Here is a 14,732-nt window from a genome sequence, read left to right as displayed (position 1 = left end):
TAATGATTGGTATAGATTACCACATCACAGCTTTGGTCGCCTTATTCAAAAAATTCGAACATAGGATTCGATATATTGCGCTATCCCTGCGACAGGATTGTGAATAGAGTGTCAACAAGCAACGGGGCAACCCCCTTCAATCAAATGCACAACAGGAATCACCCATGAGCAAAGTATTAGTTTTGAAATCCAGTATTCTGGCAGGGTACTCTCAGTCTGGTCAGCTGTCCGACTATTTCGTTGAACAGTGGCGTGAACAGCATTCCGCTGATGAAATCACCGTGCGTGACCTGGCGGCTAACCCGATCCCTGTGCTGGACGGCGAACTGGTTGGCGCACTGCGTCCGAGCGATGCTCAGCTGACTCCACGTCAGCAGGAAGCGCTGGCGCTGTCTGATGAGCTGATTGCTGAACTGCAGGCTCACGACGTTATCGTGATCAACGCCCCAATGTACAACTTCAACATCCCAACCCAGCTGAAGAACTACTTCGACCTGGTGGCGCGTGCTGGCGTAACCTTCCGTTACACCGAAAAAGGCCCTGAAGGTCTGGTGAAAGGCAAACGTGCGGTTGTGCTGACCAGCCGTGGTGGTATCCATAAAGATACCGCAACTGACCTGGTGACCCCATACCTGACCGTTTTCCTGGGCTTCATCGGTATCACCGACGTGAACTTCGTGTTCGCTGAAGGTATCGCTTACGGTCCGGAAGTGGCGACCAAAGCACAGTCTGACGCGAAAGCCGCTATCGACGGCTTCGTAGCAGCATAAGATTTAGCCCTCTCACCGCCTGGTGGGAGGGTTTTTATTTTTCCCCATATTTCGCTATCATCCGCTCCCACTCTCCAGCCGGGTAGCCTGATGTCTGTCATTGTCGATAATTTTATTGCCCCACCTTGTCTCAATGAGATAGAGATCCTCTGGCAGGACGAGTACATCTTACTTATCAATAAACCTTCCGGTTTGCTTAGCCTTTCCGGTAAAAATCCGCAAAACCTCGATTCCGTCCATTACCGGCTGGTTAAAATTTTCCCTGGCTGCACGCTGGTGCATCGCCTGGATTTCGGTACTTCCGGATTAATGGTGGTCGCCCGCAATAAATCCATCAACGCCGCCCTGTGCCACCAGTTCAGCCAGCGTGCTGTCAGCAAGGTGTATACCGCCCTGCTTTGCGGGCATATGGAAGACGATGAAGGGGTAATCGATGCGCCGATTGCCAAAGATGCTGCGCTGTTTCCGCTGATGTCGATTTGCGCCATCACCGGCAAACCGGCCCGCTCCCGCTATCGGGTTATCGAGCGTTTTTATCAGGGTGCGGAACTGCCATTAACGCGGGTCGAGCTTATCCCGGAAACCGGGCGCACCCACCAGCTGCGCATTCACTGCCAGCAGACAGGGCACCCGATTTTAGGCTGTGATTTGTACGGGGGGCTTGCGTTACCGGGTACTGAAAGTACCGCGAGGCTGATGCTACACGCCAGTGGACTGGATTTTGTTCATCCGGTCACCGGGGAAGTGATAAAGGCGCGTAACGCCAGCCCGTTTTAGATACGGCTTACCACATCAAATCGTCAGGGATTTTGAAATCTGCATACGGATCGTCTTCATCTTCCGCTTCCTGACTCAACGCACTGTTAAGCACAATGCTGTCCGCATCACGCTGGGCAATTTTATCCGCCACTACCGCCGGGATAATCGCGTATTCACAGTCGCCGTTGGCGTTGATCACCAGGCGCGCAATGGCGAGGCGGCCATTAATCAGCTGCGTCTGGGTTTGCTTATCCACCTCAATCTTTTTGATCAGATTGCCGTCGGTGAAGTTAAAGGTAATGGTACCCTTCGCAACCGTGAGCCGGTTCATTTCAATCAGCTGCTTGACCTGAGCTTTAAACTCTTTCGCTAACACCGCCTGTTTCTGCTGCTCGCTCAGCTGCTTATCGCGCTCGATCTGCGCTTTTTTGTTCTCTTCTACCGCTTCTCTCGCCTCGCGAGCCTGAACGCGTGATTTTTTTGCCGTGCGCTGGACTTTGGCCATTTTCTTGCTGGTCACTAAGCCTGCTTTCAGCATCTGCTCTTGTAAGGTGAGTTTTGTCATGTTCGTTTCTAAACCGGTTAGAGAATTTCGGGAGATTATACAGGGGATCGGCAAGCGTGTGCCACGCCGGAGGCGTTGATCGTACGTACACATGGCCAAAAACCGGCCAGCAGAACCGGTTCAGAAGATCACTGCAAATGAAAAATCATCAGCAAAACACCATATATCACCGCAGTGCTTAGCAGACACATTAAATATGTTCCCAGAACCTGTTGGTTTTTTAAATAAGATTGCTGATCCAGCTTCTCTCTTATCGTTCCTTTACCGGCCTTATTATTCATTCCGTTATTCATAGTCTGCTTCAACAATAGTTTAAGAGGGACGAAAAACACACCAGACCTCACGCCTTAGCACACTCTGTTAAACACCATGATAATATATTGTTGAATTGTTAAAAGTTAATTCGAGTGATATTTTTTTACGTTTAAATAAGCCAGCAAAAAAAGATAACCCAAATAAATGACGCCTCCCGCGATCGCTTAGCCACACAAACAACGACACCTGTCGCTTAATCCCAGTGAAAAAAACTGGTGCGTTCAATCGTCAAAATCGTAACCACAGGTTATAACTTAAGCGGAGTGATTTTGACGCCTGACGATCAGCAAAAGAGACGGCGCACACAGGCAGGCATCACGCTTATTCTCCTTCTTTCCATTCTGGGATATATTGTGAAGCCCACTCTTTTTAGCAGGTAACATTGGCAATGGCTTTGATCCCCAAAAACTACGCGCGACTGGAAAGCGGCTATCGTGAAAAAGCGCTTAAAATCTACCCCTGGGTATGCGGGCGTTGTTCGCGGGAGTTTGTCTATTCAAACCTGCGCGAACTGACGGTGCACCACATCGATCACGACCATACCAACAACCCTGAAGATGGCAGTAACTGGGAGCTGTTGTGTCTGTTTTGCCACGACCACGAACACTCTAAGTACACCGAAGCTGACCAGTACGGAACCACCGTTGTGGCGGGTGAAGACGCGCAGAAAGATGTCGGCGAGGCAACCTATAATCCCTTCGCTGATTTAAAGGCGATGCTCAATAAGAAAAAATAATATCGCGTGCTGCGTTCGTCAGCTCATCCTGCGGGGAGAGGAGAATAGAGCTCCCTGCCGGACGTTCCGGTGGCCACATCCCGTTCTTGCGCCAGCTCAACGGGACGAGATCCCGCATTATCCCGCCTCAATACTGCCTTCATACTGCGCCTTTTAAATAATTAAAAAGTCCCCACAACGATTGTTTAAAGGCGGCATGTTTTTTGTTTGCGCTATCTCGACATCCCTCTGACCATGGTCTAATGTGATGAATAGTAGAATTTTATTGTAGCTGTGAATGCTTCTCACGCGTTTTTGGGTTGGTTGGAAAAAAACATATCATTGTTTAATTAACGCCATTAAACGGGTAAAAAAAAGACAGATAAGAATATGAAAATTTATAACTCACGCTATAGTAAGCTGATAAAACTACTGGATTTTTTTACAGTCAATATTCTGGTGTTTACCTATTTAAAGTATTTTTATACTGACCCTACCACGGCCAGCGCGCTGCTGGGCATCATCTTCTCATTGGTATTTATTCGTATTAACGAATATTTTCATCTTTACAGCGGAAAATTGAAAGGTCGTTATTTCACTAAGTCACTGGCTCTCATTTTAAGCATCTCCCTGAGCAGTATTGTTTCGTTTTTATTTTTCGCAATTGCCGAAAAACTTATCAATAAGCAACCCGTGGAGAATTTTATCCTGCTGGCCGAGAGTTTGGCGAAATGTTCGGTGTTTATATTTTTAATTGTATTCCTGGTTCGTGTAATCAGTTCTTATTATCTCTTTAACTCGCCGTTACGCGTCGCGATCCTCGGCATTACACCCGCAGGTCTGGCCATTAAAAACGCGCTACAAAAAGAGTATTCGCAGCGTGGCTTCACCATCACCTATTTTGAAGACCGCAACAACCAGCGCGAAAGCGCGCTTATCGGCATCGAACGTCACGGCACCCGTAGCGATCTGCTGGCTTTAGCGAAAGCAGGCGAAATCGACGAAATTTATATCGCGCTGCCCATGGTCGCCCGCCAGCGCATCAAGCAGTTTCTCAACGAATTCTCGGACACGACCGTGGATGTGTTTCTGGTGCCAGATCTGTTCTCATACAGCCCGCATATTTCCCAGCTGCGCATGTTCGGCAACCTGCAAACCATCAGTATTTTCACCTCTCCGTTTGACGGCGAAGGCGCCATCATCAAGTACATCGAAGATATGATCCTGGGGTTCTTCTTTACCCTGATCAGCCTGCCGGTCATGATCCTGGTGGCTATTGGCATCAAAATCACCTCCCCCGGTCCGATTCTGTTTAAACAGACCCGCTATGGCCTGAACGGTAAGCAAATCGAGGTGTGGAAATTCAGAACCATGCGGGTTATGGAGAACAGCACCGTCGTTACGCAGGCGACCCGCAACGATCCGCGAATTACCCGGTTTGGTGCATTTTTACGTAAAACCTCACTCGATGAGCTGCCACAGTTTTTTAACGTCCTTCAGGGGCGGATGTCGATTGTTGGCCCGCGACCACACGCGGTGGCGCACAATGAGCAGTACCGCGTACTGGTCGAAAACTACATGATTCGCCATAAGGTAAAACCGGGGATAACCGGGCTGGCGCAAATCAACGGTTTTCGTGGCGAAACCGATACGCTGGATAAAATGGCAAAGCGCATTCAGTACGACCTGGACTATATCCAGTCGTGGTCGCTGTTCCTCGATCTTAAAATCATAATTTTGACCTTCTTACGGGGCTTTGTGGGGAAAAATGCGTTCTAGGTTCGCTATCCTGGCCGGTCTTCTCTCTGTGCCTTACGCACATGCCGACCTCCAGGCAAAACCGCACACCGGTATCGCTGGCATCGATTTCGAGAGCCAGTTGGGCTATGACATTGGTTACGATGATAACGTGACCTGGCAGCACGATAGCCAGGATGCCATTGGCTCAAGCTACCAGAACATAAAACCTGTTGTGAAAGCGATGGGCGAACGCCAGGACGATCGGTACTTGCTGATGTATTCCGGTGATTATCGTTACTACGCCAACGATAGCGCGGATAATCGCAACAACCATTATTTCATGTTCAACGGGAGCTGGCGCTTTGGTGACATGCATGGACTGGCGCTTGACCTGGAAGAGACGCTGAGTCATGAAGAGCGCGGGCGCGATACCACCGAAGGCTTTTTGCCCGCGCAGTTTAAAGAGTTTGGCATCGACAAGCCGATCGGCACCCGCTTTTTCAACAGCGAGTTACGCTACAGCTACGGTGCGCCAGAGGGTCGCGGTAAGGCAGAGCTCGCACTCCAGCATAAGCAGCTGCGTTTTCGCGATATTGACGGCATCAAAGATGCCAGTGATGACTTCGGCTACTACATGCGCGATCAGGAGTGGCATGAAGACAGCCTGGTGGCCGACGTGTTCGACCAGAAAGCAAAAACGCTCCGCTACCGCTATAGCTTTATTACTAACCAGCGGCGTTACGAGCTCAATGAGCTGAAAGACAGCAATGAGTATTACCTGCTGTTCGGTATGAAAAATCGGCTGACGGGGAAAACGGAGATCAACGCCAACATTGCCTGGCTGTACAAAGAGTTTATCCATAACCCGAATTCGCAGGGCTTTAACGGCCTGAACTGGGATATTACCGCTGACTGGGCGCCGCTCGAGCAAGTTAACGTTAACCTGCACAGCTCGCAGCGAATTAAAGACCCAACCGATTCTGGCGGATATATTCTGGTATCGACGACAGGCATTGGCTACGAACATCACTGGGTGGTGGATCGTTTTTCAACCTTGATCGATTATTCCTATATTACCGAAGACTATAAGCACCAGAGTGATAAGCGCAAAGATACGTCAAACCTGGTGTCGTTGACCTTTAACTATGATTTTCGTCCATCCATTAACTTTAAGCTGAAGCTGCAATGGAACACCATGCACTCCAATAAAGATACGGATACTTTTTATATTGGCCCGGACTACACACATGCAGTTGACCGCACCCTGGGCTATGACGATTCGGCCATTATTTTTATGACGCAGGTACAAATATGACCTTTTTAAACAGGAATCTGGCGATGCTTCCGCTGCTGGCGCTGCTGCTGGCGGGATGCTCAACCCCGCAGCAGACCATCAAGACACAGCCGAGTACCGTTTACCTGCTGGACCATGGCGATGAAGTCAATATTAACGTTTCCGGCGAGCAGGATATGTCCATGCGGGTAAAAATCGATAACAGCGGCAACATTGATTACCCGTTTATTGGCGTGATGCAACTTAAAGACAAGTCTCCTGAACAAGTCAGTAAAGAGATTGCTGATAAGCTGCGCGGCAGCTACCTGAAAAAGCCAATGGTCACGGTAAGCGTCGCCGAATACCGCAAAGTGTACCTGTTGGGTGAAGTGAAAAAACCGGATGGCTACGCCTGGGAGCCAGGCTTAACGGCGGAAAAAGCCATTGCGCTGGCGGGCGGTTTTACCGATCGCGCTGACCGTAAGGATATTCAAGTTAGACAGTCTGGCAGCGGGCTGCTGCTGAACAACGTCGCCGCAGACTCCGCCATCCAGGCTGGAGATACCATCATTATTGGCATGAGCTTCTTCTAATATGGCAATTTCATTGGTAGAAAACGGAAAAAAGAAAGAAGGCTTTATCGACTTCACGCCTTATTTCAACAAAATTAAGCACAAGCTTATCTGGTGCCTGGTGGTGGTGATCGTCGCCGCCGTAGCGTCATTTTTGTTGACTCGCTTAATGTCCTCGAGCTATACGGCGACGGCGACCGTGCTGTTTAAAGCGCAGTCATCGGATATCTCTCCCCTGCCACGCGTAGATAATTACGACTCCACGCGCAACGATTACTACGAAACCAAATATGCATTGATGGGTTCACGCGTAGTGCTCGATGCCGCGGTGCGTAAATTAAAGCTGTATGAGGATCCTGAATTTAACGACGGCGATAAACAGGATGAAGCCGGGCGTATTGATAACGCGGTGCGGGCGCTACAAAAGAAACTGACTATTTCTGGCGTGCGATCCACCCAGCTGGTTTCCGTTTCGGTGGAAGCCAAATCGGCGCAAAAAGCTGCGGATATCGCTAACGGCGTCGCCCAGGCTTTTATCGATTACAGTTTGCAGCAGAAGAAAAACACCCTGCTTCAGGCACAAAGCTCGAACGAAAAAATGATGGACGAGCTGAAAAGCAAAATGGATCAGCAGAAGGCGGATATCGATATCTTCCTCAGGCAAAATGGGTTGCTGACCTTCCGCAGCGTGGATGGTTATGAAACCGAACGCATGGGTATCGCGATAAACCGCCTGGCCGATGCAACCCAGCGCCGCCTGAAAGCACAGACCGAGTGGGACAAAGTCCGCCAGCAGCAAGGCAAACCGATTGAGCAGATTATCTCTCTGCCCGAAATATCGGGTCATCCACAGATTCAGGATCTGCGCATTGCCATGATCCAGACGCGCCGTGAGCTTTCCGATGCGGCGGAACACTATGGGCCGCAGCATCCGAAGTATCTCCAGGCCCAGGCGCAAATGGAAGCGGTAAACGCCCAGCTCGGTCAGGTGTTAGGTGAGCTGTCAAACGGCCTGCGCCAGCAGTATCAAATCGCGCTTGATGACGAGCAGCACTATCAGAAAATGCTCGATGAGCAAAAGGCCAACTTCCAGGCCCTCGGTGCTAAGCGTGATCAGTACAACACCATGACCACCACGCTGAACAAAACTGAAGAGCTGTATAAGTCGCTGTATCAGCGCGCCAGTGAGCAAAAGCTGTCGGAGAATCTCTCGGCGCCGGATGAGGTGATATACGACGCTGCTGTTCCACCGGATCGCCCGTCAAAACCGCAGCGCGGCCTGCTGATTGTGATGATTACCCTGATGGCGCTGGCGCTGTACATCATGTACCTGATCGTCGGTACCGCGATGGACAAAACCGTGAATAGCCTCAGCGAACTGAAAGCGAAAGCGGCTCTCGACGCCAGCGGTGAATTCCCGCAGCTGCCGAATGTGGAAAGTGCGAAACAGATTTTCCACAACGTCCAGTATGCCGACATGATCCACAGCCTGCGCCTGACGTTGCTTAATCGCCGGGATAAACCAGCGACCATTCTGGTGACCTCGGTCCAGCCCCGGTTCGGCAGCTCGCTTATCGCCGAACTGTTGGCCAGCTCCGCCAGTAAGTCACGCAAAACGCTGCTTATCGATCTCGATTATCTGGCCTCTAAGGGATTATCCGCGAAGTATCCGCAGCAGAAACAGGGCTTCAGCCAGTTACTGAACGGCACCGCCACCGCTGAACAGGCGATTGTTAAACTGGATGACCAGCTGGACTTCCTTGCGCGCGGTGAGCTCAACGACTCTTCCCTGCTGCTGCTGACGTCCGAACGTTTACCCGCCCTACTGGCAACGCTGCACCAGACGTACGATACGCTGGTTATCGATACGCCAGCACTGAGCCAGGCGCAGGATAGCCTGCTGCTGGCGCCACAGAGCGACATCAACTTGCTGGTGGTGAAAGCCGGCGAGCAGGCGTCGCGAGTTCGCGAGGCGGAGCTTCGTCTTAAACGCGCCGGTGATGCACCGGTCGCGCTCCTGCTCAACCAGGTGAAAGAAGAGAATCTGGAAACGCAGGAAGGGAAACGTCTGCTCGATCGTGAAATGCACGAACTTATTTCACCGAAATAGCGATTATGAATCTCATCAGGAGCATTTCATCCATCGCCAGCTCGTCAGTGCTTTCACAGCTGATCGGTGCTTTTTCCGTCTGGCTTATCTCGCATCGTTACGGGATGGCGGAGGTCGGCCATTACGCGATGATCTACAGCAATGTGCTGATCGGCGCGCAGGTCTGTATGTTTGCCTCCCAGCTGCTGATCCCCCGCCAGGAGGATCAGCACTTAGGGCAAAACGTGGTGTTTTGTGTGTTACAGAGTCTGGTGATGGCTGTCCCCTGGGCGGTGATCACCGGGCTTATCTTCAACCTGAATATTGCCTTTCTCTATTTGCTGACTTTCGGCTATGCGCTGGTACTGGTTGCCGAAAACCTGTCGCTGCGCGGCGGAAATTACCCGTTCCTGACCTTCCAGCGTATCGCCGTGTCGCTGGTTGTGGCTGTTGCCCTGCTGGTGATGCCAAACCCGATGCTGTTCTATCTGGCGTGGATGGCCGGTATTTTGTTGCTGATTAGCGGCTGCATAATCCGCCTGTTTGACTTCCGCAGCCTGACGCTGAGCCACTTTTCACTGAGCGCTAACGCCCGCTTTTTACGCGAACACTGGCAGCATATCAGCCGCGTCGGCAGCGCCGAGGTACTGGCGATGGCCAGCAACAACCTGCCGACCATGCTGATTAACATCTGGTTCTCGCCGCTGGTCGCCGGGTATTTCTCGGTGGTCAGCCGTTTCTGTTTATCGCCGGTGATGATCATTGGCAACGCGGTGCGCAACTCCATTTTCTCTAAATGGTCGATGGATTTTCGTAACAACACCTTTAACTACCCGGAATATAAAAAGGTGCGCCTGATGCTGATGGGGGCCTCGGTGGTGTGTATTCTCGGCATCTGGATTTTCTATCCGCTGGTGATGCGTCTGGGCTTTAGCCAGGAGTGGCTGAACTCGATCCCGACGTCGCGGTATATGCTGCCCTATTTGTTTGCTGCGCTGGCAGTCAGCCCGCTGACGGTCATTGAGCTGATTTTCGGCTCCCGGCGCTACTTCCTGCGGATCCAGATTGAGCAGATGTTGATTATTGCCATCGCCTTTATCGCCCTGCCGAAATTCGGCGTGGGCTATCAAATCGCGCTGTTGACCTTCTCGGTACTCACCAGCGTACGCTACCTGTTCATTCTCATCAAAATGAACCAGCGGGCGAAATCGCTCTGGATACAGGAGCAGAAAATATGCAGCTAAACACCGGCCGCTACCTTGAAGCCTATGCCCTGATAACCCTGGTTTTCTGCGGCACGGTCCAGTACTTCACCGGCGTGGCGGCTATCCTGTGGCTGCCCTTCTTTATGGTGCTGGTCATGGCGGTACTGCTACTGATGCAAAACCGCCCGCAGCCGCTAACGCTCACCGGACGCGAAAAGCTGATACTGGCGCTGTACCTGACGTTTATTTTCCTCGGGCTTGTCTCTACCGTGCTGCAATCGGGGATTGTGACCACTATCGTTGGTTTTAAAAACGAGCTGGCGCTGTCGCTGCTGATGCTCTGTATGTTACTCGGGATGGTCCGTGAGTCGCAGCTGCACAGGCTGACTCAGCTGTTCTACTGGATCTTTTACGTGCAGATCCCGGTTGCGATTTATCAGGTGATTTTTGTCGTCCCTCAGCGCGTGGCGCTTCGTGGTGAGGATGAGAAGTGGGACTCGGTGGTTGGCACTTTTGGCGGCGACCCGATGGGCGGCGGCAACACAGCAGCAATGGGATCGTTCTGTCTGCTGATCATGCTGCTGAAGCTATCGGAGTATAAGCACGGGATCTGCTCGTTAAAATCGCTGGTGATCCACATTGCGCTGGGCTTCTTCCTTTGCGTGGTGGGCGAAGTCAAATTCATTATCCTGCTGTCGCCCTTCCTGCTGGCACTGCTGTGGATCCTGCCCGGCTATGTGCGTGGCGTCAGTGCCGTCAGCCTGCGCTCGCTGCTGATTATCGCCGTCGGGATGACGCTGTTAATTTTTATCGCCATTACCGTTCTGGCATCGAATTATTCGGCGGCCTTTGGCGGGGATCCTACCCGCAGCGCGCTTTCCGTGTTTATTGATTCACTGAGTTATATTTTTGATGCCAACTACATCATGCCGAGCGGCGAACTGGGGCGCTTCACCACCGTCTTCTTCTGGCTCCAGCATAACGACCTTTTCGGCCCGGGCGGGATGCTGTTCGGCTACGGTCTTAACGCCACGAACAGCGGCAGTACGGTTTCACCGGGGTATATTGGCGCCTGGTATCACCTGATCCTCGATTCCACCGCCTTAAGCATGTTGCTGTGGGAAGTGGGCATTATCGGCATCATTCTGTTTATCGGCATGATTGGTGCCGTACTCGTGGCGATGCGGCCAAAAAAGACCTTTTCCCGCCAGGAGCTTAATCGTGAAGATCTCCAGCTGCTCAGCTCGGCACCGGCGTACTACGTCTTTGTCATCGGCTGCCTGCTCAGCCTGCCCTACAGCCAGATCCTGATGATTGTCCCCATGCTACAGTTTTTATTATGGGTGGCCCTCGGGGCGCTTATTGTCATCCACCGCACTATCCGCCTGAACTCCGGTAACGAACATGAATAAAACACCCTCTATTACCGTCAGCATTAAGACCCTGAATGAAGCGCAGGGCATTGAAAAAACGATCGACAGCGTCCGCAAACAGCTGCAACCCTATCCGCATCAAATCATCGTGGCCGACAGCCTCTCGACGGATAACACGCGGGAGCTCGCGTTAGGTAAAGACGTTATGGTGGTGTGCCTGGATAACATCAGCGATCGCAGTTGCGGTATCGGCCACCAGCTCGGCTGGCTGTATAGCGAAGGCGATTACCTGCTGCTGCTGGATGGCGATATGGAGCTTGAACCCGGCTTTCTTGATACCGCTGTCGAATTTCTGGAAACCCATCCTGAGTATGCGGGGGTAGCCGGTAGCGTCGAGATGGATGATGCCTCTAACTACGAGTTCAAATCACGCAAGCAGCGCCTGCACCTGATCTATCCGCACGGCGATACTGACCATTTAGGCGGCGGCGGGCTGTATCGCCGTTCGGCCATCGAAAAAGTCGGCTACCTGACCAATCTGAACCTGCACGCCTATGAAGAGGCCGAGCTGGGCATCCGTCTGGGAGCTGCTGGCTACAAGCTGCACCGCCTGGATGTGCCCTACTTTAGCCACACGTCCTACACCATGCCGACCTTCAAAATGCTGATCTATCGCTGGAAGAACCGTTTCCTCTGTGCGCCAGGTGAGCTGCTGCGCGGCTGCTGGGGCAAAGCCCATTTCCCGGCTGCGTTGCGCATTGTGCGTAATGAGCTGGTCTTCACCCTGTATCTGCTGATTTTGCTGGTTTGCCTGCTGACTTTTAACGTCAAGATTATCGCTATTGCGCTGCTGCCCCTGCTGGCGTTTATCGCCCTGAAAACAATCAAAAACAAATCCCTTCGCGACGGCGTGCAGAGCGTTATTAACTTATTTATGTTTTCAGCGGGGATGCTGCGCGGAATGGCTCGCGCAGTCCGTGACCCGATGCAACGCCCGGCGGTGACCGTGTTTAATCCAAAGCATATCGATACTGAAAATGAAAATTCTCTTCGTTAACAAGTTCTTCTTTATCAAAGGAGGCGCGGAAACCGTTTATTTCCAGGAGCGGGATGCCATGCTGCAATCTGGCTACCAGGTCGTCGACTTCAGCATGAAGCACGTGGAAAATAAACCGTCGCCGTGGGAAGAATTTTTCGTCCAGAATGTCGATTATCACGACAGCCACGGTCTGATGAGCCGGGTCAGGGCCGGGGTGGATTTTATCTATAATTCACAGGCCTGTGCGAAGCTCAATACGTTGCTGCTGCGCGAGCGACCGGATATTGTGCATTTTCATAATATCTATCATCAGATAACGCCCGCCGTTATTGGCGTGGCGAAGCGCTTTGGCTGTAAAACCGTACTGACCGCGCACGATTACAAAATCGTCTGCCCCTCCTACACCATGCTGCGCGACGGCCACGTCTGCGAAAAGTGCCTGACCGGGTCAGTCATCAACGCGTTCCGCCACCGCTGCCAGCAAGGCGATACCTTTAAAAGCCTTCTGCTGTCGCTGGAAGCCTACTGGCAGAAGTTCGCCAGAAACTACGCCATGCTCGATTGCATCATCGCGCCGAGCGAATTTATGCGCCAGACGCTGCTGCGCAAGCTCCCCCACACCCGCATCGACGTTATCGTTAACGGTATCGACGCCAGCACCACCGTACCTGGCGACACGGCAGGCGACTATTTCCTCTATATCGGCCGCCTGAGCCGGGAAAAAGGGGTTTCTACCCTTGCTCAGGCACAGCAGAAAATGACCCAGAAAATGCCGCTGAAAATCGTCGGCGATGGCCCGCTCGGTAAAGATCTGCGCGCCCGTTTCAGTGGCCCGGAATTCCTCGGGTATATGAAACACGGCGAGGCGCTGAACAACCTGATCCGCGGGGCCCGCGCGGTCATTGTCCCTTCCGAATATTACGAAAACTGCTCCATGTCAGTGCTCGAAGCCATGGCCTTTGGCCGCCCGGTTATCGGCGGCGACATTGGCGGCATTCCTGAACAGATCCGTGACAACGTGGATGGTTATCTGGTGGAGCCTGGCGACAGCGACGCGCTGGCGCAGCGGATGGACCAACTGGCAGCGGACCCACAACGGGCGCGTGAAATGGGGATCAGCGCTCGTCAGCGCCTTGAAGAAAAATACGATCTTGCCCGTCATATGCAGGTACTACAGGCGCTTTATCAGCAACTTGTGGGAGTGACAACATGAAAACCATCGTGACGGTGCTGGGCACCCGCGGCATTCCCGATGTTCAGGGCGGCGTCGAAACCCACTGCCAGAATCTGTACCCGGAAATCTATCGTCTGGGCAACGCCGAGATCTGCGTGCTGGCCCGGTCACCGTACGTGAACTATCGCCGCAGTGAATATAAAGGTGTTAAACTCAAGAGCTTATGGGCGCCGAAAAGCCGTAAGTTCGAGGCCATCGTGCACTCAACCCTGGCAGCGCTCAGCACCTTATTTGACGGGTCCAGCGTGGTTCATGTTCACGCCATCGGCCCCGGACTGGTGGTGCCGCTGTTGCGCCTGCTGGGAAAACGCGTCGTGTTTACTCATCACGGCCCGGATTATGACCGGCAGAAATGGGGAAAAGTCAGTAAAGGGATGCTGAGGCTGGGCGAGAAATGGGCGGTAACCTACGCCAATGAAGTGATCGTCATTTCCGAAGTCATCAACAATCTGATTAAGCGCAAACATGGCCGGCATAATGCCCATGTTATCTATAACGGCGTCCGCCAGACCGCGCTGCCATCCGCTGAAGAACAGGCGACGATCCTTGAAAGGCACGCCCTTAAGCCGGGTCAGTATATTGTTGCCGTGGCACGCTTTGTGGAAGAGAAAGGCTTGCACGACCTGATAGCCGCCTATGCTGCAGCGGGTTGTGCGACGCCACTGGTGCTGATTGGCGATGCCGACCACGCCGATGAGTACAGCGAACGGCTAAAGAAACAGGCTTTCAGCACGCCGAACATCTTTATGACCGGTTTTGTCAGCGGCCCGACGCTGCATACGTTGTTCTCGCAGGCCGGATTATTCGTCCTGCCCTCCTACCATGAAGGCTTACCGATCGCCCTGCTTGAGGCCATGTCGTGGTCGTTGCCGGTCATTGTCAGCGACATCCCGGCCAACCTCGAAATCGGCCTGCCGGAAGCGGACTATTTCCCGGTCGGTAATGTTCCGGCCCTGACGCAGAAGCTTCAGCAGTGGGTCGGAGGAGAGAAAGCGGATTACAGCCAGTTTCTGCCCAGGTACCGCTGGCCGGAAATTGCCGCACAAACCGCTCAAGTTTATCAGCGCCTAACGTAAACAGGTA

At 52.5% G+C, this 14,732-nt stretch carries 14 protein-coding genes; 12 read left to right on the top strand and 2 right to left on the bottom strand.

Going from position 1 to position 14,732, the window contains the following annotated elements; translation table 11 throughout:
* Positions 1–164 precede the first annotated feature (164 nt).
* Positions 165–770, top strand: a complete 606-nt coding sequence (gene azoR, locus N1249_RS10585) for an FMN-dependent NADH-azoreductase (protein ID WP_259837583.1) — start codon at positions 165–167, stop codon at positions 768–770.
* A gap of 90 nt (positions 771–860) precedes the next feature.
* Positions 861–1,547 (top strand): RluA family pseudouridine synthase, encoded by a 687-nt coding sequence (locus tag N1249_RS10580; RefSeq protein WP_259837581.1) that lies wholly within the window; start codon positions 861–863, stop codon positions 1,545–1,547.
* A 7-nt stretch (positions 1,548–1,554) separates the two neighbouring features.
* On the opposite strand, the gene N1249_RS10575 is transcribed toward N1249_RS10580, so the two are convergent.
* Positions 1,555–2,094, bottom strand: a complete 540-nt coding sequence (locus N1249_RS10575) for a DUF2058 domain-containing protein (protein WP_259837580.1) — start codon at positions 2,092–2,094, stop codon at positions 1,555–1,557.
* Between the two features lie 703 nt (positions 2,095–2,797).
* On the opposite strand from N1249_RS10575, the gene yajD reads away from it, so the two are divergent.
* Positions 2,798–3,145 carry an HNH nuclease YajD gene (gene yajD / locus N1249_RS10570; protein ID WP_014070216.1) on the top strand — a complete coding sequence of 116 codons (348 nt, stop codon included), beginning with the start codon at positions 2,798–2,800 and terminating at the stop codon, positions 3,143–3,145.
* Here the strand turns inward: yajD and N1249_RS10565 are convergent.
* Positions 3,129–3,263, bottom strand: coding sequence for a hypothetical protein (locus tag N1249_RS10565; protein WP_259837576.1), 135 nt, complete (start codon positions 3,261–3,263; stop codon positions 3,129–3,131). The genes yajD and N1249_RS10565 overlap by 17 nt on opposite strands.
* Before the next feature lie 251 nt (positions 3,264–3,514).
* On the opposite strand from N1249_RS10565, the gene N1249_RS10560 reads away from it, so the two are divergent.
* The 9 genes from N1249_RS10560 to N1249_RS10520 are packed head-to-tail and all read left to right on the top strand — an operon-like array spanning position 3,515 to position 14,725.
* Complete coding sequence (locus N1249_RS10560) at positions 3,515–4,903, top strand: undecaprenyl-phosphate glucose phosphotransferase (RefSeq protein WP_259837574.1); 1,389 nt, start codon at positions 3,515–3,517, stop codon at positions 4,901–4,903.
* Entirely contained in the window at positions 4,893–6,179 is a 1,287-nt protein-coding gene (locus N1249_RS10555) for an outer membrane beta-barrel protein (protein WP_259837572.1), read from the top strand. The genes N1249_RS10560 and N1249_RS10555 overlap by 11 nt, the downstream gene beginning before the upstream one ends.
* Entirely contained in the window at positions 6,176–6,730 is a 555-nt protein-coding gene (locus N1249_RS10550) for a polysaccharide biosynthesis/export family protein (protein ID WP_259837570.1), read from the top strand. The genes N1249_RS10555 and N1249_RS10550 overlap by 4 nt, the downstream gene beginning before the upstream one ends.
* Before the next feature lies 1 nt (position 6,731).
* Positions 6,732–8,819 carry an exopolysaccharide transport family protein gene (locus tag N1249_RS10545; protein WP_259837568.1) on the top strand — a complete coding sequence of 696 codons (2,088 nt, stop codon included), beginning with the start codon at positions 6,732–6,734 and terminating at the stop codon, positions 8,817–8,819.
* A gap of 5 nt (positions 8,820–8,824) precedes the next feature.
* On the top strand, positions 8,825–10,042 hold the full coding sequence (locus tag N1249_RS10540) for a lipopolysaccharide biosynthesis protein (protein ID WP_259837560.1): 1,218 nt from the start codon (positions 8,825–8,827) through the stop codon (positions 10,040–10,042).
* A complete protein-coding gene (locus N1249_RS10535; RefSeq protein ID WP_259837559.1) occupies positions 10,033–11,415 on the top strand; it encodes a capsular biosynthesis protein in 1,383 nt (460 codons plus the stop codon). Before N1249_RS10540 ends, N1249_RS10535 begins: the two co-directional genes overlap by 10 nt.
* Entirely contained in the window at positions 11,408–12,433 is a 1,026-nt protein-coding gene (locus N1249_RS10530; protein ID WP_259837558.1) for a glycosyltransferase, read from the top strand. Before N1249_RS10535 ends, N1249_RS10530 begins: the two co-directional genes overlap by 8 nt.
* The gene (locus N1249_RS10525) at positions 12,414–13,628 is read left to right on the top strand and encodes a glycosyltransferase family 4 protein (RefSeq protein WP_259837557.1); all 1,215 of its coding nucleotides are present in this window, start codon (positions 12,414–12,416) and stop codon (positions 13,626–13,628) included. Before N1249_RS10530 ends, N1249_RS10525 begins: the two co-directional genes overlap by 20 nt.
* Positions 13,625–14,725 carry a glycosyltransferase family 4 protein gene (locus N1249_RS10520; protein ID WP_259837554.1) on the top strand — a complete coding sequence of 367 codons (1,101 nt, stop codon included), beginning with the start codon at positions 13,625–13,627 and terminating at the stop codon, positions 14,723–14,725. The genes N1249_RS10525 and N1249_RS10520 overlap by 4 nt, the downstream gene beginning before the upstream one ends.
* The last annotated feature ends 7 nt before the right edge of the window (positions 14,726–14,732 follow it).

Origin of the sequence: Enterobacter sp. CP102 (assembly GCF_025152625.1) — a bacterium.
Taxonomy (GTDB): domain Bacteria; phylum Pseudomonadota; class Gammaproteobacteria; order Enterobacterales; family Enterobacteriaceae; genus Enterobacter; species Enterobacter soli.
Note: the sequence above shows the minus strand (reverse complement) of the source record. Positions and strands in the feature narration are given on the sequence as shown.